At 51.0% G+C, this 20,049-nt stretch carries 21 protein-coding genes and 1 tRNA gene; 1 reads left to right on the top strand and 21 read right to left on the bottom strand.

The window, feature by feature from the left end; genetic code table 11:
* Window positions 1-51 precede the first annotated feature (51 nt).
* The gene (locus tag EDB95_RS12510) at window positions 52-1,092 is read right to left on the bottom strand and encodes a LacI family DNA-binding transcriptional regulator (RefSeq protein ID WP_133994081.1); all 1,041 of its coding nucleotides are present in this window, start codon (window positions 1,090-1,092) and stop codon (window positions 52-54) included.
* Between the two features lie 162 nt (window positions 1,093-1,254).
* Here EDB95_RS12510 and EDB95_RS12505 point away from each other — a divergent pair.
* Window positions 1,255-1,339, top strand: a tRNA-Ser gene (locus EDB95_RS12505).
* Here the strand turns inward: EDB95_RS12505 and EDB95_RS12500 are convergent.
* The 20 genes from EDB95_RS12500 to EDB95_RS12405 form a co-directional block, all read right to left on the bottom strand.
* On the bottom strand, window positions 1,305-2,918 hold the full coding sequence (locus EDB95_RS12500; RefSeq protein ID WP_133994079.1) for a recombinase family protein: 1,614 nt from the start codon (window positions 2,916-2,918) through the stop codon (window positions 1,305-1,307). The genes EDB95_RS12505 and EDB95_RS12500 overlap by 35 nt on opposite strands.
* The gene (locus EDB95_RS12495; protein WP_133994077.1) at window positions 2,915-3,151 is read right to left on the bottom strand and encodes a hypothetical protein; all 237 of its coding nucleotides are present in this window, start codon (window positions 3,149-3,151) and stop codon (window positions 2,915-2,917) included. Before EDB95_RS12495 ends, EDB95_RS12500 begins: the two co-directional genes overlap by 4 nt.
* A gap of 13 nt (window positions 3,152-3,164) precedes the next feature.
* Window positions 3,165-4,622 carry a P-loop NTPase family protein gene (locus tag EDB95_RS12490; RefSeq protein WP_133994075.1) on the bottom strand — a complete coding sequence of 486 codons (1,458 nt, stop codon included), beginning with the start codon at window positions 4,620-4,622 and terminating at the stop codon, window positions 3,165-3,167.
* Between the two features lie 14 nt (window positions 4,623-4,636).
* Entirely contained in the window at window positions 4,637-9,322 is a 4,686-nt protein-coding gene (locus tag EDB95_RS12485; protein WP_133994073.1) for a strawberry notch C-terminal domain-containing protein, read from the bottom strand.
* 283 nt (window positions 9,323-9,605) lie between these two features.
* Window positions 9,606-10,274, bottom strand: coding sequence for a hypothetical protein (locus tag EDB95_RS12480; RefSeq protein ID WP_133994071.1), 669 nt, complete (start codon window positions 10,272-10,274; stop codon window positions 9,606-9,608).
* Between the two features lie 18 nt (window positions 10,275-10,292).
* Entirely contained in the window at window positions 10,293-10,559 is a 267-nt protein-coding gene (locus EDB95_RS12475; protein WP_133994069.1) for a hypothetical protein, read from the bottom strand.
* 73 nt (window positions 10,560-10,632) lie between these two features.
* Window positions 10,633-11,235, bottom strand: coding sequence for a hypothetical protein (locus EDB95_RS12470; protein WP_133994067.1), 603 nt, complete (start codon window positions 11,233-11,235; stop codon window positions 10,633-10,635).
* Window positions 11,236-11,281: 46 nt separating this feature from the next.
* A complete protein-coding gene (locus EDB95_RS12465; protein WP_133994065.1) occupies window positions 11,282-12,223 on the bottom strand; it encodes a peptidoglycan-binding domain-containing protein in 942 nt (313 codons plus the stop codon).
* A gap of 1 nt (window position 12,224) precedes the next feature.
* Window positions 12,225-12,911, bottom strand: a complete 687-nt coding sequence (locus EDB95_RS12460; protein WP_133994063.1) for a hypothetical protein — start codon at window positions 12,909-12,911, stop codon at window positions 12,225-12,227.
* Between the two features lie 44 nt (window positions 12,912-12,955).
* Window positions 12,956-13,138 carry a hypothetical protein gene (locus EDB95_RS12455; RefSeq protein ID WP_133994061.1) on the bottom strand — a complete coding sequence of 61 codons (183 nt, stop codon included), beginning with the start codon at window positions 13,136-13,138 and terminating at the stop codon, window positions 12,956-12,958.
* Window positions 13,135-13,953: a hypothetical protein gene (locus EDB95_RS12450; protein WP_133994059.1), complete on the bottom strand. Its 819-nt coding sequence runs from the start codon at window positions 13,951-13,953 to the stop codon at window positions 13,135-13,137. The genes EDB95_RS12455 and EDB95_RS12450 overlap by 4 nt, the downstream gene beginning before the upstream one ends.
* A 4-nt stretch (window positions 13,954-13,957) precedes the next feature.
* Window positions 13,958-14,230 carry a hypothetical protein gene (locus EDB95_RS12445; RefSeq protein WP_133994057.1) on the bottom strand — a complete coding sequence of 91 codons (273 nt, stop codon included), beginning with the start codon at window positions 14,228-14,230 and terminating at the stop codon, window positions 13,958-13,960.
* A gap of 38 nt (window positions 14,231-14,268) precedes the next feature.
* The gene (locus EDB95_RS12440; RefSeq protein WP_133994055.1) at window positions 14,269-14,748 is read right to left on the bottom strand and encodes a hypothetical protein; all 480 of its coding nucleotides are present in this window, start codon (window positions 14,746-14,748) and stop codon (window positions 14,269-14,271) included.
* Window positions 14,745-15,125 (bottom strand): hypothetical protein, encoded by a 381-nt coding sequence (locus EDB95_RS12435; RefSeq protein WP_133994053.1) that lies wholly within the window; start codon window positions 15,123-15,125, stop codon window positions 14,745-14,747. The genes EDB95_RS12440 and EDB95_RS12435 overlap by 4 nt, the downstream gene beginning before the upstream one ends.
* A 73-nt stretch (window positions 15,126-15,198) precedes the next feature.
* Window positions 15,199-15,918: a hypothetical protein gene (locus EDB95_RS12430; RefSeq protein ID WP_133994051.1), complete on the bottom strand. Its 720-nt coding sequence runs from the start codon at window positions 15,916-15,918 to the stop codon at window positions 15,199-15,201.
* Between the two features lie 43 nt (window positions 15,919-15,961).
* A complete protein-coding gene (locus EDB95_RS12425) occupies window positions 15,962-16,678 on the bottom strand; it encodes a hypothetical protein (RefSeq protein WP_133994049.1) in 717 nt (238 codons plus the stop codon).
* A 35-nt stretch (window positions 16,679-16,713) separates the two neighbouring features.
* Window positions 16,714-18,300: a transglutaminase-like domain-containing protein gene (locus EDB95_RS12420; RefSeq protein WP_394346381.1), complete on the bottom strand. Its 1,587-nt coding sequence runs from the start codon at window positions 18,298-18,300 to the stop codon at window positions 16,714-16,716.
* Between the two features lie 167 nt (window positions 18,301-18,467).
* Window positions 18,468-18,944, bottom strand: a complete 477-nt coding sequence (locus EDB95_RS12415; RefSeq protein WP_133994045.1) for a hypothetical protein — start codon at window positions 18,942-18,944, stop codon at window positions 18,468-18,470.
* Complete coding sequence (locus EDB95_RS12410) at window positions 18,941-19,132, bottom strand: hypothetical protein (RefSeq protein ID WP_133994043.1); 192 nt, start codon at window positions 19,130-19,132, stop codon at window positions 18,941-18,943. The genes EDB95_RS12415 and EDB95_RS12410 overlap by 4 nt, the downstream gene beginning before the upstream one ends.
* A gap of 245 nt (window positions 19,133-19,377) precedes the next feature.
* Window positions 19,378-19,935, bottom strand: a complete 558-nt coding sequence (locus tag EDB95_RS12405; protein WP_133994041.1) for a hypothetical protein — start codon at window positions 19,933-19,935, stop codon at window positions 19,378-19,380.
* Window positions 19,936-20,049 lie beyond the last annotated feature (114 nt).

Raw genomic sequence — 20,049 nt, 5'->3', positions numbered from 1 at the left:
CCGCGCGGCCCGTGCAATCGTTTACACTGTGAATATGTAAAAAAGGCGCCCTCATGCGCCCTCTCCATTTCGAGCCGAAGATTGCCGGAAAAAAGCGATAGGCGCCAGCGTTACCCGCTTCTGATCCAACGCCACCACCGCCTCCTTACGCGGCTCCATCATTTCCAGCAACAGCTTAAACGCCTCCTTCCCCATTTGCGCCGGCTGCTGGTCGATCGAAGACAAGCCCGGAGAAATGTGCTCCCCGAAGACCTCGTTCGCGAACCCCACAACCCCCATCTCCTCCGGTATCTGGATCTTTCTTTCTTTCAATTCTTTCATTGCGCCCAGCGCCGTATAATCCTCCACCGCAAAGATCGCGTCCGGCCGTTCCGGCAGCTCCAAAAAGTGCCGGACCGCCCTTCTCCCCGACTCTATCGACACATCACCTTGGTAAATCAGCTTTTCTTCAACCGGAAGCCCACTTGCCTCCAACGCCGCCTTATATCCCGCCAACCTGTCCTTGAATATTTTCAGGTGTTGCTGCCCCGCGATGTGCCCGATCCGGCGATACCCCTGACCGATCAAATGTTCCGTCGCCGTATACGCGCCCCTGAAGTCATCCACCACCACCGACGGTATCCCCAATTCATCATTCACCCGGTCAAAAAACACCAACGGTACGTTATGCCTTTTCAAATCCAGGTAATGCCCAAAGTCCACCGTCCCCTTCGCCAAGGACGCCAACACTCCATCCACCCCCGCACTCACAAACGCCTCGATTCCCTTCCGCTCATAATCCGGCAGTTCGTTCGATTGATACAACAGGACCGTATACCCATACGTATTCGCCATCGCTTCGATCCCATGCACCACCTCTCCAAAAAAGTTGATCGCCGCGCTCGGAATGATCACCCCGATCATGTGGCTCCGCCCCGATCGTAATGAAGATGCAATCTTGTTTCTTTTGTATTGTAACTTCTCAGCCACCTTCCGCACCGCCTTCTTCGTCTCCTGGCTGATCCCCGGATGATCATTCAACGCCCTCGAAACCGTAGCCGGTGTCACATTCAGGGCCTTCGCTATATCCGCTATCGTAGCTCTTGGATTCAACTATGCAATCGTTTACACAAACCTAGGGAATTCAAGACAAAATACTCAATTTTTTTAGCAGATTTATTTTTTTCTGTTCGTAAGGCTCTGGCTTCCAGGAATTTTTCTCATTTCCTTGTTAGCTTTTTTGGTTCCTAATTCCCAAACCCTAATTTTGCGCCCGGAGAGATGGCAGAGCGGTCGATTGCGGCGGTCTTGAAAACCGTTGAGGGTTACACCTCCGGGGGTTCGAATCCCTCTCTCTCCGCAGAAGGGGACAAAAGATCAATAAGATAGTTTGTCCCCTTTTTTATTCCCTCTGGATCGTCCGCCAGTTCTGCGATTAGCTTAAAAATGATATTCATTTCCGTGGTTCGAAATGCGTCATTTTCGCGGTCATAATGGATTCCCTCGGGAAACACCAATTTTTGGAGGTCTTCTTTCCGGCCTATATCGCTGGAAGCCCATACAGTCCTGAGTTTTCTGCTCAGAATGACGGCTTTTTCGATGCATTCGGAAAGGTTCGAAATGACCAGCGAGCAATCCGCCAGTTTTTCCTCGATATTCTGCCTCTCACGTTGATACCGGGCCTTAAACTTTTCATAGGTATCCCGGTCCATTTCTTTAGTGATAAAGAAGGCTTCCTGTAGGGAATCTATCTTACTATCTATATCCGAAAGCTGCCGTTTTAAGGCCGGTTGTTGCTCCAACCTGTCTTTGCTCACCTCGTAAAAGAAACTTTCGAGGCGATGCTGGATAGTCGCCGCCAAGTCTTCTTTTGTGGCCAACCTTTCCAGGGTTTCCTCAAACAGTTCATGTAACCGCTTGGCGCTTTTATTACACTTACAGCCGGTTGTCCTGCACTTGTAATAATACAGGCCCTTTGCCCTTACGATATACCCTGTAAACGGTTCGCCGCAGTCACCACATTTTACAAATACCTTCAATGGCAATTGCTCATTTTCTTTTTGATGCGGTACGCCATAATTTGGCGACTGTTGGTGAATATTGTTTACACGTAAAAAGATTTCTTCACTAATTAATGGCTCATGTTGACCCCGGACAATTCTACCATCCAACATGCCATGTGCAATTAGCCCACAATAAAAAGGCTTTTTAAAGATTTTTGTCAATTGTTGTTTATACATGGGAAGGCCCAGGGCATTAAGGCGTTCTATAATTTCTTCGTTTTTCATTCCGTCAGCCTTCCATAAAAACGCCTTCTTTATCAATTTTCCTTCCCTGTTGACGACTAGCTTCTTTTCAGTATTGATCTTCACGCTGTCATAGCCCTGGGGGGGTACGGTTGACCATATCCCCTTTTCATATTGTGCCTTTAACCCTGCAACAGCGCGTTTTCTTCTCAGGGTATTATCGTATTGGCTAAAAAGGAACTGCATGTTTTGGCTCAAAATCCCGGTATCATCACGGGTATCTGTGGGTTGACATATAGCATATATGGTAACCCCGTATTTCTCCCTGAGTTCTTCGGCCAGTTTTATGGCTCCCCCGCCAGTTCTGCTAAATCGGTCGGTCATGTACACCCAAATCTGGCTTATTTTACCAGGGTTCTTTTTTATGTAGGTCAACATGCGTTCAAATTCCTTTCTGCCATCGGTCTTGGCGCTTTCATAAGTGCCCCCGAAGTTTGCCAGAATAGTTTTTCCTTTTCTACGAGCCTCATCATCAAAGGCCTTTTGCTGAGTGTCAAGGCTCAAATTCTTGTCGTATTGCTCCTTTGTCGAAACGCGAGAATAGGTTACCACGAATTCGGTTTCGACGTAGTGCACCGTTTTTTTAGAGCGCCGGGTAAAGCTGTGGAAAGCATTGAAATTTTCCGTTTTCATGCGGCATTATTTAATGGTTCGGAATTGTCTTCCAAATTTATTAAATATTGATTATCAATGCAATGCGAATATTCTTTTGCCACTACATCGTAAAGGATTCGGACAAAAAGGTCCACGGAGTGAATAATGGCCGTTGCCTGCTCGTCGGAAATATCCTGCCACCCGGTGAGCTGCCTCAACTTCTCCACGGTGAGCGGCTCCCTCTCGGGGTTTATAAGTTTGATCTTTGCCATTCTAGTACGGTATTCAGGCGGCAAGCCTGTCGTCAAAAATCTCCATTTCCCCGCCCTGGTTAAAGCGCCCGAATTGAACTGCCTTACCGGGCTCGGGAACCTCAATCACGACATCTACATCATGTTGAAAGGAATTTGCACCCCGGAAATTCCCCGCTTTCGTCGTCTGGAAAATAAAAATGAATGACTTGCCTGGATTGTCCTCTCTCAACCTGTTCAGGTCTTCCGGCGTAAGCCCGAGTTTATTCACGCTGTCCAGGACAATAAAATCGAATTGCGTCAAATCATCCGGGAGCTTTGAGGCAACAAAAAGTCGGGGATGTTTGACCGATTCCAGTTTCTGCTGTAAAGTCAAGTCCAGGCCTTCTTCTTTTGCCACAAAAAGGACCGTCCCATGATTGCGGGCCAAGTACCCCGCGAAATCAACACAAAGCCAAGACTTCCCCATTTTGGGCCTACCGAAGACCATTGCTGTAAAACCTGGAGACGGGTCCCCGATCAAGTCATACCATTTGCCCAACAACCCGATGGTCTCGAATTCCAGCCCGGCAAAGTCCATGCTGTTCATCAATACCGGTTTTTCAGCTCTTTTCGACTGACAGGAACAGCCCAGGGCGCCATTGAGCCCATTCAGAGTGGCCTTTTCAATATCAAGGGTCTTTTGTTCCCTACCGGTTACGAAAGCATGAAGGTTCTTTTTAATGTCATGTATCTCGATAATATAAGAATCACTGTCCGTAATTTTGCCTTTCTCTATAGCTCGATTGATCTGTTCCAGGAGCTTTTTTGCTTGCTCTTTTACGCCGATCTTTCCGTTGAGGCTGATATAGCGTTTGATAAAATTAATAGAGGGCATAATTTTCTGTCCTCCCAACAATACCTTTAGGGAGTCAAGGGTCTCAGGCTTCAATTCGATCTTTATTTTAGTCTTCATCGAATTGTACACGTCTATCAATTGATCCTGGATAAAGCGAATTTGTTCCGCGAAGGCTGAGGTCTTTCGGATACGCTTTTCCAGGATAGATTTTTGAAGGGAGTTGATAAACCGGAGAATTTCTTCCTTGGTTTTGGACTTGCCATTCATATTTATAAAGCGCCTGATAAAACGCAATTCCTCGGGGATACGCTCAACCATGTCCGGTATACGTGGCGAAATTGACTCCCGGGTTTCTTCAGTGGTGGCGGTATGTTCTCGAACACTAGCTTTACGGCGACGTGAATTTTGCCGCCCGGAGGATGACTTTCCTTTGCCCGTCGGCGCTGGAGGTGCTTTCCTTTCCAAAAACTTGTTGAGCTCGGACAGGTAAAGATCTACGATCCTTCGGATTTCGTCGCTTTCATAGTAGTTGTCCAAGTTTGTACCATTCTCGGTGGATTCGACAAGGAGCTCATGGCCTTTCCTTAAAGTATCATTCAGTGAGGACAAGTCAACCGATGATATTTCTTTAAAATAGTTGTCAATCGTAATCATGGGTCGGGGCTTTATTATGCAGCCAGTGAAAGCAATTCCAATTCCAAGGCTAACGCCTTAGCTTTCAGTTCCAAGAGGTGAAGACGTTTGCTTTTATCCGAATCCTCCGGGGGTGGCGGCTCTATGGGTTTTCGGTCATGATACCGGACATGACCGGTACCCAGCTTTCCGGCTTCGGATGATCTAAGAGCGATAGAACTACCATGGACCGCTTGGAGTATTTCTACCGCCTTGCTAAGGTTCTGCTCCGGTAAAACAGCGACCATACGATCCGACACCTTTTCAAAATTGTTTCCCTCCACCAGCTTCAGAATATCTTTATCCAAATAGACGTCTCCACCCCGTGCCCTGGATGCTGGTACAATCATTTTAAAATCACCCCTGGACCGAATTAGGGAAACCTCATTGTTAGTGACTATACCCTTGCCCTCGACCAGCGAATTGATAATGGGAAGGGCCTTCACAATGGGGACAATGACCTGGTCTACCTCCTTTTCGTCCGCCTGCCAGTTTTCAGGCAAAAGGATGCCTTTCTTAACCTGTCCGTCGATTGTCGAATAGCTGACGAGTTTTCCCCGCCCTTTCCCAAAGGCCTGTAAAAGGTTTCCAGTGATGACATGCCGTATTTTCCGGTCCATATTGTTCTCCTTGGTGTATGACTCCCATTCCTCCAGGAATGCCGGAAGGTCCACCTTGGGAAGATCGGCGCTGACACCGATGATGGCATTGATACGCTCCGAAAAGGAGGCGGGGATGGCCAGATACTTGGCTGAACTGGCTATCCCAAAGCAAAGTTTGATGGCGGAAGGGGCGTAAGGGTTCTTTTTCTTCGCGTCGATCAAAAAGCCCAAAAAGACGGCGGGCACCAGTTCATTACCACTTTGGAAAGTTTCGACAGGGTAACGAAGGGGGCGACTAGTCCAGTAAAAGGAAAAGATACGTTCAAGGTACTGCTGCCGGTTAGCGGCGATTTTTTCCAGATTCTTCATTTTAGCCTCCCGAGCTTCATTTAGCTCCTTTTCTCTTTCACGGGTGGCCTCCACCCAGGCCGCTTCACCTTCGCGTTCTCGTATGCGTTGGATATTCTTTTCGTCGGAAATGGATTCGATCAGGGTATCATACTTGTTGTTCACTTCGTCTTTTTCATCCTCTAGGCGTTTTTCTACAGATTGATGATACTCCTCCAGGAGAATGTCTTGTACCTGACGGGCATCCTTTCCCTTTAGGGATTCGGCAAGTAGATTTTCCAACTCCGGCCGTGTAAACGGCTTTTTGAGTACGTTGGCCCGGACTGTTTCCAGGATACTGTCATTGCCAAAGGCGCTATCTCCCCCTTTTCCCATAACGATGACTTTTGAACTGACCGTCTCCGTCTCCAGGTTCATCGTCTCCACTTCCAGGTCATAGGATCCAACCTGACGGAGGTAGTCCACATAGTCATCGTATCGTGCAACAACCTCGTTATAGAAGTCCTCCTGCATCCTGGTGGAAAGAACAGCAACCCGTCCGGAAACCTTCATAGCGGCGTCTTCCACATAGCTGGGATCGCCGCTGCCGCTATCCGCCTCAGCCCTCCCTATATGCAATGGGTCGTCCAAGAGCTTATTGACTTCAGGGTTCTCCACCAAATATTCCTCAACCACCTTGTCACCATATTTGTTAAGGAAGTCCGGCACGTCCAAAACCTTGGAAGACTGTTTCTGGTTGGACGTGGTATTCGCGTCCAGAGACTTCAGCTTTTTCTGGAGCATCATCATCAGCCGCTTTTCTGCGGGAATCGCAGAAATCAGGTAGTCATAAATGGGTTTCAAAATCTGTCCGGTCCGGTTAATACGCCCCCTTTTCTGGACTTCTGTTGAAATATCCAGCTCGGCTTGTAAAACGATCATGACCCGTTGCTTCACCTGTCCATCGGGGACCTTCGCCGTGGGGATGGCATGGGCCGAGGCTCCCGTCGAACCAGACTGATTGATCATGAGTACATCGACCTCGTTGTTGTTAAACTGCCGGAAGGCGTCATTTGTATTGACGCGTTTTCGGGTCATCACCAGCGCCTTGGAGCCTTTTTTGTTTAATTGTAACTCGAATTTCCTGCCGGTCACCTCGGCCACAGAGTACCCGGCCTCACGGATCATCTTAACAATAACATCAATGGGGGAAATCGTAATGCCAGTTGCTACAGTCAGGATGTTTTCCTGGATGTGATTGTAGTCGGCCTGTGCCTGGGGTGAAAAGTCGCTTATGGAAAACTTTTTATACATCGGGTTCCCGTCTACGTCTTTTTCCGTATAGCGCATGACCCCCTCCAGCCCACGCCGCAATACCTCACTGAAATCCGCGTCGATGGTATCGCCCTCGCTAACTGGAAGTCCCTGGTCGTTTTCGAGCGTCTCTATGAAACTACCCATCGTAGAAGCAAAGGCGATCACAGGCTTTTTCCCTTCCCGCAGCCGTTGAATCGCCCTTTCCGCCACGGCTGTAGCCTTCAGGCTGAACAACATTTGGTTGATTACTTGGAAAACTTTTGAAAAATAAGGCTGGTTGTCCACGCCAGCCTGGGAGGTCCCTTCCCGTAACCCGACCTCCTTCCCCTCCGCCACGGCGATCTTGTCCAATTGCTTCACCGCACTATCGACGTATTCACCCTGGAAGGCAATAATATCGCGCAATATGGCAGTGATATTGTCTGCGATGGCCCGGTGTTCTGGGGCCTTTTCTTCCAGGGTGATATAATTGACCTCTATTCCCTCGAAACTCCGTTCCCTACGAATCATTTGCCCTTCGGCCACCAGTTGCGAGGCAAGGACCTCCTGCATGGCCACACCGCCTCGTTTGATCGCATCGACCAACTCGTCCTTGCTCATATTACAGTCAGCAATAGACGTCTTCATGGCATATATGGGCATGTTGTCCGGGCGCTTGGCAAACGTGGCTGAGAGAAACACCACGCCCTTCGTCCGGGCGGCCACCCCTTGCAGGAATTCCCCGGTATTGGAAGAACCGCTGGCGTTATGTGCCTCATCCATGATGAAGATATTCCCTCCGGCTATAGAGGCCAGGAAACCCGGCTTTAGCGGTTTTTTATCTTTGGAATTGAATTGAGAATAGGTCCCTACGACAAAGTCGTATCCAGGCGGAATGTCACCGGCGGCGATTACCGCCTGTTGCTCCGGCAAGGGCGGCGCTTGATAAACGACATTACCGTCCTCGTCCTTTATGTCCGTCTTCGGCTCCCGTCCATTTACGATAAACGGCTTCAGGTGTCCCGATCCTATGGCCGCCAAGTCCCGGTATATATCGGAAAAGAGGTTGGCCTTTTCAGTCAGAAAAACCGGCTTCACTCCCTGCCACACACCATAGCGGATCATAGCTGCTGCGACGCGACCTTTTCCGATACCGGTTTGGTCGCCGATAATCATCCCCTGGTTCCTTGCCTCGATGTTATAGATGGCCATGGCGACGGCATCGATCTGTTCGGCAGACAAGGCCCGGCATAAGGTGGCCTTGCTGGGATACTTCAGCCGGTGGCGGACAAAGTTGTCCATGTCTCCACCCACCTCCCGCTTGATCTGCGCCACTGCCGTTTGGGTTTCAAAGGACATAGAATCGGGGACTTGGGTATGCAGGACAACGCAAGCATTGGACGCGGGTTCGTACGGCGCTCCCAGTTCTTGCGAAAGAGCCATTAGCTCCAGTTCTAAGGCCAGGGCTTCTGCCTCCAGGGTGCGACGATCCTTTACTTTTCGTTTCATATCAACATAAGGTGAAATTCTCTCAAAAAGTTCGTCATAGCTGCGGACAATCACGTCCCGGCGCTTGTCCCTCACTGGTGCATTACCCCGGGGCAACTGCTTTCTTCCATCTATCAATATCAACCGGACGTCGAAAGCGGTCCCTTGGCGGGAATACAGCCGGTGCCCGTCGATATTAATTACATCAGCCACATGGTAACGGCTGTACAGATAGTTAAAGAAGATTCGGTTCCGCCCGGCCTGGACACGGCCTTTGTCATCCCAGCGCGTATGCCCCCCAATGATAATAGCAGCCCTGCCGCCCGCTGCCATCGTGTCCAGCCCCCGGAGGGCCATCAGTTGCTCCAAGGTGCGGATGGGGAACGTCTCGTAGTAGACCGGCTTATCCAGTTTCCCAAAGGGGGGATTGGTGATCACCGCCTTGAAAACACCTTCTTTCCCGTGGAAGGGTTGGGTGGCGTCCCTTTGCCATACCTCCCGAAAACCCTGGGTCCGGAGGTTTTGATTGCGGAAGGGGTCAATTTCGTTCACGATGAAGTCAGCCGGGCGGCCAGCTATGGTAAGCAACCCATTGCCAGCAGACGGTTCAAAATATAGCGATCTATATGCAGGCCTGTCAACGCCACAAAACACCCCGGCCAAATATCCTATGGGGGCAGGGGTCGAGTATTGTTGCAATAGGATGCTCTGGCTCGTTCTATGGGAAAGGTTGACTTGCAACTGGTAAAGGTTCACGATCCGGTCAAACCGCTCCCGCACCGTTCCCGGCTCGTGGGCAAGCACCCTGGCGCGCCGGACGATGGCCAGTTCGGCCAACTCCTTTACCTGGGTCTTGTCTGCGATACCGAATGATGCCGCCAGTTTTTCGAGCGACAATTTGTTGTAGACTTTCTGCTCCACAAGTGCCTGCTCGACTTCCGCCGAAAAGTGTGCTGCCCTTTCCACCATATCCTTTCTGATTATAGGCCCATTTGGGTTGGGGGCGCAGTCCCTACCATAGTATTGATCGCATCCCTGAGCAACACGGCGGAACCGGCTACTGGAGCGGTCACATCCCCATAGTGGAAAAAAATGCTCCTTAAAAATCCGGAGACCCTTATTTCAATTGTATCACCTGAGACAACACTAACCTGTTGGATGTTATGTTTCATCACCAGGAGTTCACCGGCGTCTCCTACAAAATGAATACTGGCCCCATCGTCCGTTATCTGATAAGCCATGGCCTTATCGGTTAGCGTGTAAATAAATGGGCGACCAGGGCGGCGGCGATCATCAAACCCACGGTTTTGGCCGTGGCTTTGAATTTCTGTCGTTGGAGCATCTTTGTGAGTGCCCTGGTCTGGTCCTGGAGGGCCTTGTCGTTTGCAAGCGACTGGTCAAACGCTACCTTGAGCGATTGGTATTCCGCCCGCTGCACTTGGAGCGTGGAATCCTTTACGAGGACCTGTTCCTGAAGGTCGGCGGTGACTTGATCGTAGAGGCTGTCTTTGGTGCTGTCACCGACAACAAGATCCCGCACCCTGGCGTTTAAAGAATCGCAATCGGCAAGACGGGTGGCGGTGTCGGAGGGCATGCCACCAACCGGTTTATCCAGAAGGGCGTAAATCTGGGTCTGGAGCACGGCGTTTTTCGCCTTTGCCCGGTTCAAGGCTGTTTGTGTCGCCTGGAGGTCATCTTTCAGGTGTTTGCTGACCGTGCCCAGCGAATCAATACGCTCCTGGTAGCTTGCTTCGGTGATCGCCTGTTGCTTTTTCTCCTCCGCCACCTTTTGTATATCGCCGGACTTGGCGATAACCGGTCTCGGTCCGCAGCCGTTAAAAAGAACACACATATAAAACCCGATCAAAAGCCCGGCGCACAAAAGCGTGATTTTGGGGTATTTATTGAGCAATGTAAACATGGGTACGTGATTAGGTGGTTAAGAATGAGGGGTATCTACGTGATCTGCTTCGGGCACATCGCCGATGGGCGCCCTTTTTTCCAGGGAATACCCAAATACCCCGGCTCCCACCAAGCTGACAAAAGAGTAAAACATAAACTCCGGTACTTCCAGGCGGAAGAACTGCCGGGCAATCCAACTGGCGACAATGATGCCGATAAACAATACGACAAGGACTTCCCGCATAGAATAGCTGCCGTTTTTATCCTGGAAAAGTTGACCGACGAGGTTTTTAAGTTGTTTCATAATTATTCATTTAAAAAATTATAGGTAACAAGGGCCGCCGCTGTTCCGCAAGCGATACCTGCCAAGGCAAACGCTAATTTTTTTTTGTCGCCCTGGCCAGCGCCCTTTGATCAATGAGCGTATAGGTAAAATCATTGGTGTAGAGGTCACGATGCCGGTAACACAACTGCATAAACAGGTTGAAGTCCTCGGCATTGGCAAATACCTGACACCCGGCGGAAAATTTGTCCACGTACTTCGTGGTCCCCTCCGCCAGGGCGTGGTGGATGTTGATGCCAAACAGTCCCCGGTCTTCCTTGCCGTTCATGAAGTCAAGCACCGCCTTGCGGTCATAGTCCCGGATCACGGTTACCGGACGCTGTTGTACAAGGGCCATATACTTCCCACGGTGCAGTCCGATTTCATGGGACCCCAGGTACTGCCCTTCCTTTAGGATTGCGGTCCCCTGGGGGTTCAGCGGGTTTTCCAGCCAATACGTCCCTGGGTCAGTGGTCGCGGGATAGGTGTGCAACGCCCAGGTGCCGTCCTGATTTCTGTAGTAGACGTTTATCCAATCGTCAAAACGGTTCGGGATCGTGCTGTCTGCCCGAACCCCAACGATATTCAGCTCAAAAGGGCGTAAGAATTCCCGGTAGCCCTTTTCAACAAGGGCCTCCCGGATGTCGGAAAGTTGCATAGAGTGCGTTTATAATTGATGGTTAGTAGATAGTAGTTGCGAGGGGCTACCACACGTAGCGCACGCAGCGGGTGGGTACCAGGTAATACCGCCCCTGGTTCTCAAACAAAGTGTAGTCCAGGCGTTTGCCGACCTCGTTCCCGAGGACCACGCGGGGCGGGACGCTGACCCTTCGGCGGGCGGTCACCCATATCGTCGCAGGCTCAATGGTAATAATGGGGAGACCCCCAAGTCCCGAGAGACTCCACTTATTGCCGTCGTACTGCAAACCGATGCGCAGGAACTGGAATTTGATCGCCTGTTGCTGGTCGTCACTGGTAAAAGTATGGAGCAGGCCGTTTACGATTGTTTGATGGACGTTCCCCAGCCGATTGCTCTTAAAGGTCTCGTTGGCAGCGCTGTAGTCACTAGTACTGCTCATCTTCTTGAGTAAGGAGAGCACCTTGGGGTAATCTCCGGCTTCCGTGGCATTGTATAGATCCGTGCCCAGGGAAGAAGAATCCGATTGGACCTGGGCGGTAACCACGTTATACGTGCTCTCGTCTACGGTGGTGGGGAGGCCGGCCTTGCGTAGTGCAGATGCCGTTATAGGTCCAAAGATGCCGTCTGCTTTAAACTTGGCCGGGGCGCTCTTGCCAAGTTTTCCCTGGAGGGCCTTTTGTAAAAGCCGGACTTTTTCCCCCCGGCTACCCTGGTGCAACGGAAAATCGCTAGGTGTGGTGTCCGTTGGCCATGAAATGGCGCTTGTCTTCTTCTTAATCGGGGTAATACTATCCGAGGGTGACGGACTTATCGCTATCGGGTCATTCCTGGGAATGGTCATCGGGGTGAAATAGTTCTCGTCCTCACTCGATGCGCTTGCACTGGCAGCACGTTGCAACGTCCTTTTCTTCCAGAATTGATAGCCAAAGTAGCCCAATACCCCGGCACCGCCCACGGCGATGGCCGTGAGCACGACCCTTTTCTTGCGCTGTTTTTCGGTTGCCATATCAGCTTGGTTTATCTGTAATCATCTTTTGGATAGAGGGGTATTCCCAAAATGACAACGCGTAGCGGAGGTCACCGTCTAGTTCATTGCCATACATCGCCTTATAGACAAGTCCAAGCTGTTTGTAGGCACCCTGGGAAGGTATTTCCATGACAACGGCCTGGATGGCGCTTTCGTCGGCGTATGTGAAGGGCCCGTAGGGCCTGTCGAAGGCCGCCTTTAGTCTTTGCGCCCAGGACTGATATTGCTGGGCGGTCAACTGAACGGGCTGTACGGTGGTCCCCCTGGCGGGTTTTGAAGAAAGAATTGCCAGCATTTCATTGTACTCAGTGGTCTTTAGGTCCTGCTTCATATCCATCATCAGACTTCGGTTAAAGAGTCGTTGGTAAGACGTCATCACTTTCTTAAAGGTTGCCACACTGGGAATAGCTACTAAAATCTGCCGAAGGGACTGCGTATCCACGCCCCACCAGCCGTTATTTTCAAACGCCATCCGGATTTGCTGGGCATAGGCGGCGGGGTTGCCCTCGATGAAGGTGTTCCTTTCCTCGGTGGTAGACACAGCCTTTCGAATCAGGCTACGGCCCAGGTAAAAACTTCCGCCGATCACGACCAGACCAAGCAGAGTATACTGTAGCTTTTCCTTAAAAGTGAAATTCTCTGGGTGATGGGCGGAAGTGTCGGGCATACGAGGAGCATTAAGGGGTACGGTAAAAACGGGCGGGAGGTCTCCTATACTTTCAGGTACCGCTTGGCCAGCGCGGTCTTGACAGGGTCGTGCTTTACAATGTGCGCAAGCTTACTCAACTCTTGAGTGGTAAGACCTGACGCAAGGGTGCCAAGGGCCTTTACTTTGGTTTCGGCTTCATTCTCATCGATGGCCTCAATCGAAAAGTCATAACTGAACTTCTTCATACATTATTGATTTTTAATATTTTGGATACGGTGTCAAGGCTGTTGGGGTCTTCCGCAAATCGGGCGATGATACGCATGACCGTCTCTAGTTCCGGCTGCGGAAAGGCTGCCTCGATCTGGCGCAAGGTGTCCAGGTAGCGGAGCTGCTCCGGCGCCAGGTCGGGAGTCTCCGCCTTGCGCTCAAAAGTGACGTTCGAGGGCGGGGTGGTTTCTGGAAGCATCTTAGGTGTGGAATCACTTGTGAGGAGACCCGCCAGGGCTTCACCCCCCGGAACCCTTTGCAGCCATCCAGGATTATTGCGTAAAAGCCCCTGCAATACCCCTGCCGCCATGTCGAACAGCCCCATTTGGCGCTCCTGGCGACCCGCCCGGACGGCCTCCATCTCCTGACGCAGTTCCTCGGCCTCCGCCTCTGCGTCCGTGATCTGAGACCGGGCCTGTTCCAACTCCTTGCGTAGGCTGGCCATTTCATGTTCCCTGTCCCGGGCGGTCAGCTTCTCCTGGATCATCGTATCGATCTCACCCAGCGCCTCGGTAGGTTTGCCCGGTGATGCACCCGACACGGAAAAACAGAATTGATCGTTGCGGGGTGACAGGCTGGAGTTGTAAATGAGAATGCGAATCTTTTCCGTGTCCTCGTCCATATACCCCTCGTAGTTTTCAAAATTGCTAAGGTCTTCCGTCCGGGGAACGACCTTCAGGTTGTCTACGAAGATTTCATACTGGCGGGGTTGTCCCTTGCCGGCCATATCTTCCAGGTAGTGCTTTAACTTATCTACTTTGGATTGATCGAACTTTTGATGCGTAAACGACATGGGTTCAACGTTTGGGTATCACTTGAATAAAACGGACGTGGTTGGAAAAGATCGAATAATTGGTCACCAGGATGGTCCCCTTATGCTCGTACTGCAGTTCACTGGCGCCTAGTTCGCTTTCGTCGAAAAGCCCAATATCGCTTTCCACACGGGCGTCCGTAGGCGGGTCCGTCAGGAAAAAGAGCGTCGTATGCGCAAGGATGGTCCGCTGCTCACCCGGCTTCAACCGAAGATGACGAAAGCGAAGATGGTAGTCCTCCGAGCATAGTTCGCTCATTCGTCTTGAAATGTACTCTAGTGCCAGGGCCGGAGTCATCACATTTTTTTTTCAATCCACAAATGAATGGTAAGAACATAGGCACTGGAACCGGTCCAATCGTTCCGAAAAATTCCCTCTATAAAATCAGGGTTGGCAACATTTAATGATATCTCCGTCCGCCTCGTGTTGTGGGACCATACCGCTGGTTGCCAATGCGTATTCGCAAGATTCTCGCCCATGTGGATATTTCCGTCCTCGACCACATCCCCTTGATAGATTATTCCAGGGCATCCCGGTATTTGTAACATCAGCCGCCCAAAATGTACATTGGGCATCACAATGAACCGTGAGTCTACTGCATGGGGTGGGCGTATAATAAAAAAGGCCTTTATAGCCGGGGGCGCGCTCCACATACTGACAACCACCTCGAAACCGATGATCCGTTCCACGTCATAGGGCAGTAGCATTTGAAAATATTCTATCTGCCCGACTGTCCCTACGGTTATGGTATTGGTAATGACCTGCTGTTGGTTCATGCCTCGGACGTTTCACAATCCAGATAAAGCGTAACCCGGTAAGCGATAAATGTGGCAATGGTGGTATCTGTGTCGGTGTAGTCGATCTTGACTTTCCCATTTCCTGGCGGAATGCCTCCAAGGCTATAGTACCGGTCGTTGGGGGACACATTGAGACCCGACATCAGGAGCTTGCTTTCATATTCCGGGGGGAAAATCTCCTCTTTGTTGATCTCTACCCGCTGGGTCCCCCGGTAATACATGAGGTCTTCCCGGTCGGAAGTAAACAACAGGCCGTTGATTTTCGTGATGGTCTTTTCCAGCTCGAAGGTCTGGGAATAGGTGGCTCCCAAAGCCGTAATAGGTATGTCGAACCGTTTCATGATGCGTGTGTACATCGCCGTGATTTTTAAAAGAGACGGGAGGCCTTACGGGGCCAGCCCGCCCTTATATATAAACAAAAATCCCAGCCTAGGGGGTGGTGATGGTACCGTGCAGCCCGGCGTACAGGTAGGTGTTCGCTGCTATCCCGTTTACCGTACCAAGCTGTACCGTTAGTTCGATCAGGATGTCGTCGAGGATCAGCCGGGGGTTTGCCAGCTTGTAGTATCCCAGGGGGACACTGTGGAAGTTGGTTGTCTTGAAAACGGCGTTGCTCGTTTCCGGGAAAATCTGCTTTTTATTTGCCTTCAGGTCTGTTTCTCCTGTGGCCAGCGCGGGTATGTTTTCCAACGCAGCGAAATTCGTGGACATGATATTGTCCGGGGTCTGGTCCACCGATACGCCCGCCAGAAGAATCACCCCACTGACCAGGAGCGCCTGGTTCTTTGGCAGTTTGGCATTGGAAATGTTCCTAAGCCCGATCTGGCGGTCGTCCTGAGTCTCGAACATCTTTACTGTCTTCGAGTTGGCCAGTTTTATGGAATAGATGACCGTGTCGGCAAGGCGAAGATCACCCTTTGACAACCCATCCTTTATATATTGGGGCAATTCCGAAAAGTGTTTCTCCATTTCCGAACGGGATCCCCGGCTGGGGTGGCCCGTATTGGAAAGTTTATTGATGGTTCGCTGCCGCTGGATGGGGTTCATCTTGCGCAGCGCGCCCAGCAACTCGGCATTGTCGGTTGCATCCAGGCCAATGAGCGCACCGGCGTTGTTGTATTCGTCGGCGGCTCCAAGTATTCCCAACATAGTGTACGTTTTTTAATTTAAATAGGGGTTAGGCTAGACAGGTTTAATATAACGGGTCCTCCACCTCACCTACAAGTTGGTCCTCCATCTCGCCCACCGGCTGGTCCGGATCACCGAAGTCCTCCGACCCATCGGACGGAGAGGCGATTTCAGGGAAAGTGTCGGACATCTCCGGTAAATCGCCCGCTGCCTGTCCTCCCTGGAATGTCAGGGCGCTTTCCGCAAGTTGGTTTTCGATGTCGTTCAAGGCTGCAAGGTCCCCCGTGAGGGCATCGGGATAGGTGAAATACTGGACGTCTCCGAAACCCGAGGTACTACCCGCCGCAGCCGGAAGGGCAACAGGTTTCTTTTTTAGGAACTTATCGAGGTAAAATTTCTCCGAAAAGGAATGCTGGTATGCCGTCAGGCGATCCTTCATAGTATCGGTCCCTCCAAGCCCGTTCGTCCCGCTGGTGCCGCCCTGAAAACCGTTCGACGCCATCATGCCCGTGCCCAGCACCTGAACTAACCTGTTTCCCACATAGTGGCCGACGCCGGTGACCGCGATGCCCACGAGTAGCGACGACTTGCCAATGGCCGCGCCCACAACTCCGCCTACAATGACTCCTAGAATATCCTTACCCGTCTCTACGGCAGTATGGATCAAACGGTCGTGGGTAGGATGGGCAGCGTAGGTTCCGTGAAGGGCGTGGTGATGATGATGGAGCTTCCTTTGCCCTTTGCCACCCCGCTTTCGGGTATTCGATCTTTTTTTAGACATACAAAATTTTTTATCGGTTTGAGGATGACAGCGGGCTATATCAGTGCAACCGCCTTTTTTGGGGGGTGTTTCTTTTTGCGGTGATGGTTCCTGGGTTTGGTGGGTCCGCCGGAAAGCGGCGTTGTCTTTGTGCGCCCTTTAAGAAGGTGGTAACCCACGGCCAACACAACAATTCCGCCCGCCCCGATCGCTACCGGCTTTAACCAGCGTTTATTTTTTTGCCAGAAACCCGTTTGGGCGGGCGGTGTAGGGCTTCCGCTGCCGATCATGCCCGGGAGTTTGGCCGCTTGGACTACAGGGGTCGTTATCGGGACGTCGCTGCTGGCGTCGGACGTGGACGCAGCATCTTCACTCCCTGTTGGATTGGAACCAGAAGGTGATGAGTCAGTTACCGGATCGGGCGCCGAATTATCGGGGGTATTGTCCGAGGTGATAGCCGATGCCGGAAGTACCATGTTTGCCTTTTTCGCGGCCAATTTGGCTTGAAGAAAGGCAGGAGTAGCAGGTGTGGAACTGGGAGAAGTGGATGCCCCCCCGGAAGAATCCGGAACGGCGCTGGGATCCGTCGTATCGCTGCTTGTCGCAGCGGCGGTCGAGTCGTCTTCCTTTTTGCCACCAGAAAAAATGCCCCCGACCTTTTTAAGCGCAGCGACCAGCTTGGCAATGACCGCTGCAGCAGCGGAAATAGAAGCAATCGTAACCGGCTCGCCCAATGCGCCGAATCCAGCCAACCCTTGGAATGTCCGCTCGTTCTCGCTGTTATATATCTCGGGGCCTAGCAATTGTTCCAGGGGGGTAGTCTCGCCCATGGCGTCGATTTCCGAAAAATCAAGACTACCCAGCCCAGCCACCACCGCCTTGTCCTTGTTGCCTTTTCCTTTGAGGATGGCCTTTTTCAGGTTGTTCAGCTTTCCACCCGCTCCGTAGAAGATGCTTTCCAGGGTTTTGCGGACTGAGACCAATTGGGCCAGCTTCTGAGCACTGACTTTGTGACTCGCCGCCTGGGCGGGGGTAAGGTAGCTCCAGCGGAGCTTGCCGGCCACGCCGCCAAGATTCAGTTTCATGGACGCTAAAAGACCATTGCGGAGTAAGATCGTGGCCGGGTTAAACTTGTTGAGCTTATTGAGGAGCCCTTTGAGTTTGATCTTACCGAGGTCCCCCAGGTCTTCCCCAAAACGGACGGGGGACATGATCGCTCCGTCGACCCGGCCGTCGTCACCGGGACCGTTCAAAAACTGTAAGTCCATTGGAAAGTCTTTTTTTTCTGAATAAGGGACTTCGTAATCGAAGTCATCGGTCACACAATCCAGGATGATTTCCCCGTTTTCCGTGATCACCACCGGGTAGATATGCTGGAAATGATCCGCTTTATACTTGGTGATGCGAAAAACATGGGGAATATCCATGTTAGCCAGGACCGTAGAAATGAATACGGAATAGCAATCACAATCCACTCCCCGCCTTCGATCAAGCCACGATCTGGCGGGGCTGCGGATCTGTTCATATCCTGGCTGGTCCTTTTTATACTGTATATGACGGTAAACAAAATGCCAGATATTTGAACAGGTCTCCCGAAGACTTTTACCTTTTAGTCGAACCGACAGGTCCTTTGTATGCCTCATACAACTACGAACAACCTTGGGAATAAAGTCTATTGTATCCTTCAGGGAGGCATTTTCTTTTATGGTTTGTACACCACCGCTGGCTGTCGGCAAAAACTGATCAAAATAGTTGCCGGTTGCAATTCTCCTACGATTTGCTTCCATAGAGTACGGGTTATCGCGTCATTCTAGCTCTTTAGGGAAATCTCCTGGATATCGTCATAGTTGACCTTTGTAAAACCCAGGTCTATCAGGGTAGACACTTTTATCGTGATCTTCACCGGCAGCTTGTTCTGTATGGCGTCGATGAGACCCGAAGCAACATTCAAAACCCCGGAAATAGGAATTTCTATCAGGATTTTTTGAATGTTCGCTTCTCCAAAAGCGTCCACCGAAATGTCTTGGCTAACAAGATTGGAGCTACCTAGCAGGGTGCCCTTGTAGTATAAGGATACAAATGGAAACCGCATCTTAAAACTGCCCGTACTCGGATTCTTAATACTTACGTCGGCTCGAAGCACCAAGCCCGTCAGGCCGAATGAGGATACCGTGACCACAGGCGTCACAATGAGGTTTGTCTTCATCCGGCTGAGCTTACTTGCCACGAGGTACACGATCACCCCGCCACCGGCCGCTACAAGCGCTATTTTTCCGGTGGCGTTCATAACTTCCGCCCCCTTTTTTTCTCGATGTAACCGGCAGCCACCTTGTAACCCAGCCAGATACCACCACCGATTACCGCCTTTATAGCGTATTCTGCGATGTCCGAAATATTCACATTGGCAAGCAGAATAAAGCCGGTCAGAAAGACATTGGACGAAAGGCTGTCCAGGGAGAATTGATCTGTTTTCATATACGGAGTTAGAAGTGATTCGACGCATGAGGGATGCCCAAAAGTCTAACTATACGCTTAACCTGGGCAGCATTAAAGTAATACCCATCCTTTTCTCCTATCTCACACGCCCTGCACTCGATCCATCTACGCATGGTCCGGTAACCCACCTCGTAGATAACACATAAGTCTGAGAGCCGGTAAGGCTTTACAATCAAACGCCCTTTGTCGGTAAAATAGCGTTTGGGTTTACGAACTGCCACAGCTCAGGCAGTATAAAGGTGAGTAATGGCGAAACTCTGGAACAGACGGAGGTAATCGCCCTCGTGCTTATCCTTGAAATAGCTGCTCCAATAGCGGTAGTTCCTTCCTATTGGGTCCTCGCTAAACTCCAGAACAGCTTCGCCAAGCGCCTTCAGTTCACGCTGATAACCGGGCAGCGATTCCCGCAGCGCCTTTATTTCTGCATACGGCTGTTTGGTCCCGCCAAAACCCTCCACATTGGCCCTGTCCAGCCATGCAGACGGTAGCGGCAAAGATTCACGGCAAGAGTAGAGCATGTGGAAACGCGCCAAAACGATACGTTGGCAAAAGGACTGGAAGGACTGGCGGGGAGTCTTTGACAGTTGCAGGAATTCATCGATCTTTCGCTGCGCTGCGCGGATTTCTTTACTGGAGAATTGCACGTCATTCCAAAGCACGCAGTGGGTAAAAGTCCAGGCTGCTTCTGACAGCCTTTCGAGTTCGGAACGATCCTTACCCATGCCTTTTATTGCTCTAAGCAGGGGTTTCAAGGCATAGGTGGTTTTCTTTCGTTGTGTCATGGGGTCTCGGTTTTGTTGTTCTTTTTGCTTGAGAACACAAACCTACGACGGCTCCAAAACGCACTGTCCAACTTGGAGGGTATTGCGACCTATTGGGATTACAATTCCTTAAAA

Source organism: Dinghuibacter silviterrae (assembly GCF_004366355.1).
Classification (GTDB): Bacteria; Bacteroidota; Bacteroidia; order Chitinophagales; family Chitinophagaceae; genus Dinghuibacter; species Dinghuibacter silviterrae.
This window is presented reverse-complemented; position numbering and strand designations above follow the sequence as displayed.